General features: G+C 70.9%; 3 protein-coding genes. 1 reads left to right on the forward strand and 2 read right to left on the reverse strand.

Features of this window, described 5'->3' with window-relative positions; all coding sequences use genetic code 11:
• Together ROTAS13_RS22035 and ROTAS13_RS22040 are read right to left on the reverse strand one after the other, a co-directional pair.
• Nucleotides 1-563 (reverse strand): MFS transporter (locus ROTAS13_RS22035; RefSeq protein ID WP_139323493.1); only part of this gene is annotated, 563 nt, incomplete at its 3' end.
• A 110-nt stretch (nt 564-673) separates the two neighbouring features.
• Nucleotides 674-1,129, reverse strand: coding sequence for an Lrp/AsnC ligand binding domain-containing protein (locus tag ROTAS13_RS22040; protein WP_019462486.1), 456 nt, complete (start codon nt 1,127-1,129; stop codon nt 674-676).
• A gap of 303 nt (nt 1,130-1,432) precedes the next feature.
• Here ROTAS13_RS22040 and ROTAS13_RS22045 point away from each other — a divergent pair, with 303 nt between their 5' ends.
• Nucleotides 1,433-2,659: an amidohydrolase family protein gene (locus tag ROTAS13_RS22045; RefSeq protein ID WP_026033442.1), complete on the forward strand. Its 1,227-nt coding sequence runs from the start codon at nt 1,433-1,435 to the stop codon at nt 2,657-2,659.
• Nucleotides 2,660-3,000 lie beyond the last annotated feature (341 nt).

A 3,000-nucleotide genomic window follows, 5' to 3' on the forward strand; every position in this document is an offset into this window, starting at 1 on the left:
GCGGCGAGCAGGGCGGCGAGCGAGGCCGCGCCCAGCGCCAGCCTCCAGTCCGGCGCGGCATCCGGCCCGCCCGCCGCGCCGGTCAGGGCGAGCGCCAGATGCGGCGAGGCCGAGCCCAGGGTCAGCCCGCCCACCAGGAGCCCGACCAGCAGCCCGGCATCGCCCTTGTCCGCCCAGCCGATGGCGAGCTTCATGCCCACCGGATAGACCCCGGCCAAAGCCAGGCCGGTGACGAAGCGCGCGGCGATGGCGGTCCACGCCTCCAGCGGCAGGAGCGCGATGGCGGCATTGGCCAGGGCGCCGAGCAGGGCGCAGGCGGCGAAGAGGCGACGCGGGTCGGTGCGGTCCGGCAGGGCCAGCGAGGCGCTGAGCAGCGTGCCCAGCACGAAGCCCGCCTGCACCGCGCCGGTCAGCCAGGCCTGGAAGCCCGGCCCCAGCCCGAGGCCCAGCGCCTGCGCCTCCCGCAGCATGCCCGGCCCGGCGGCGGTGCCGGAGAACCAGAGGCAGAGCGCCAGCACCTGCGCCAGGGTGATCAGGGCGATGTTCGCGGTCTTGCCGGTCACGCGGCATGCCTCCCAGGGTTCCGGCCCTTCCGCCTGCGGGCGCGGAGCCGGGCTTTTCACCACCGGTATCCGAGGATGCGGAGCCTGGCGAGGGGGCGGCGGGGCGACGGTCAGTCGATGGCGAATTCGGTGGTGTTCTTCACCTCCTCCATGACCGTGTAGGTGTGCGTCTGCCGGATGCCGGGCAGTCCCACCAGCACCGTGCCCAGGAAATGCCGGTAGGCGGCCATGTCGCGCACCCGCACCTTGATCAGGTAGTCGAAGCCGCCCGCCACCATGTGGCATTCCATGATTTCCGGCGTCCGCCGCACCGCGGCCCCGAAATCCTCGAAGACGCGGGCGCTGGTCCGGTCCAGCGTGACCTCGACGAAGATCAGCAGTGCGCGCTGCAGCTTCCCGGCATTCAGCCGCACCGAATAGCCCTCGATCACGCCGTCCTGCTGCAGGCGGCGGATGCGCTCATGCGTGGCAGGCGGGCTGAGATGCGCCTGCCGGGCCAGTTCCACATTGGTCATCCGCCCATCGCGCTGGAGCAGGCGCAGCAGGCGCTTGTCGATCTCGTCCATGGCTGACGATCCTTTCGCGGAACGCCTTATAGCACCATCAATCCTCCGGACAGCGGCCGCTCCGGCCGAAGGATCGGGCCATATTTCCCGCCTTGCCCGAAATCCCTTCGTCCCAGGCGAGATCATGCGAGGGGTGTGCGGCGCCTGTGGCAACGCCGGGGGGAGCGGGCGGCACGAAGCCTGCATCGGCGCTTCCACGCCGCCGGGCGGTCCCACCCGCGGCGGAACTGCACTAGCCTCGCCACCCCGGCCATGGTGGCGCGGCGGAAGGCGCCCTGCCCGCGCCCCGAGATGGAGAACAGCATGACCAGCCTCTTCCTCGCCCATGCCCGGATCGTCGATGGCACCGCGCCGGAGCCCTCGGCCCCGCAAGGGGTGGTGATCGAGAACGGCCTGATCCGCGAGGTCTCGCCCAGCGCCCGCGCGCCGCAGGGCGCCAGCACCATCGACCTGTCGGGCAAGGTGCTGATGCCCGGGCTGATCGACTGCCACGTCCATATCAACGCCATCGATGCCAGCCTGGCCAAATGCGCCACCCTGCCGGATTCGCTGGTGATGGCGCGTTCCATCCGCCTGCTGCACCAGATGCTGATGCGCGGCTTCACCACCGTGCGCGATGTCGGCGGCGCCGATCACGGTCAGGTCGTGGCGGTGGAGGAAGGGCTCTTCCCCGCGCCGCGACTCGTCATCTCCGGCAAGGCGCTGAGCCAGAGCGGGGGGCATTGCGACTTCCGCGGCCCCTTCGACAACACCCCGCCGCGCTTCAACACGCGGCTCGGCGCGCTGGGCCGGCTCTGCGACGGCGTGCCGGAGGTGCGGCGCGCGGCGCGGGAGGAGATCAAGTCCGGCGCCCGCTTCGTGAAGATCATGGCCAATGGCGGCGTCGCCTCGCCCACCGACCCGATCCATTTCCTGGGCTTCTCGCGCGAGGAGATCAGCGCTGCGGTCGAGGAGGCGCGCAATGCCGGCACCTATGTCTCGGCGCATCTCTACACGGACGAGGGCATCCGCCGCGCCGTGGAATGTGGCGTCCATTCGCTGGAACACTGCAACCTGATCACCGAGGCCACCGCGCGCTTCGCCGCGGAGCAGGGCGCCGTCGCCGTGCCGACCCTGGTCACCTATGACAAGCTCTCCTCCGAGGGCGAGGAGCTCGGCATCGGCGCCGAGGCCGTGGCGAAGGTGGACGATGTGCGCCTGGCCGGGATGGAATCCCTCGCCCGCATGCAGGCGGCGGGCCTGCCCATGGCCTATGGCAGCGACCTGCTCGGCGCCATGCACCGTCACCAGTCGGAGGAGTTCGTGATCCGCGGCAAGGTCCTGCCGCCGCAGATGGTGATCGCCGCCGCCACCCATATCGCCGCGAAGCTCTGCCGCATGGAAGGCCGGATCGGCACCGTCGCCGCCGGTGCCCATGCCGACCTGATCGTGGTGGACGGCAATCCGCTGGAAGACCTGTCGCTGCTGACCTTCCAGGGGCGGCACATGCCGATGATCCTGAAGGGCGGCGTCTTCATGAAGGGCGGTTGAGCGGGCCGTCGCGTCGCGCTCTTCATGGCGGGCCGCCGGGGGAGAGGCGCTGCCTCTCGCCCCGGCCCCCCTCTCCGCCGGGGACCGGAGCCGGTCCCCGGACCCCGGGCTTTCGTTGGCTCTGTGTGGTTGTCGTCAGCCTGTCGCCTGATCCCTGGAAGCAGGTGGAGACGCGGGGCGCCCGGAAAGAGGAAAGACACGCTGTCCGCGCTGGCGGCACCGGCAGTCCGCCGGAGAGCATGGCTCTCCGGTGCGATCCGGCGGCAGCAAGGACCAACTCATCGGGTCCAGGGCGCGCCTGTCTCTTGATCACATCTACGCACAGCTCCACCGTAAGGCGA

The organism is Roseomonas sp. TAS13 (assembly GCF_001950415.1).
GTDB lineage: Bacteria > Pseudomonadota > Alphaproteobacteria > Acetobacterales > Acetobacteraceae > Roseomonas > Roseomonas mucosa.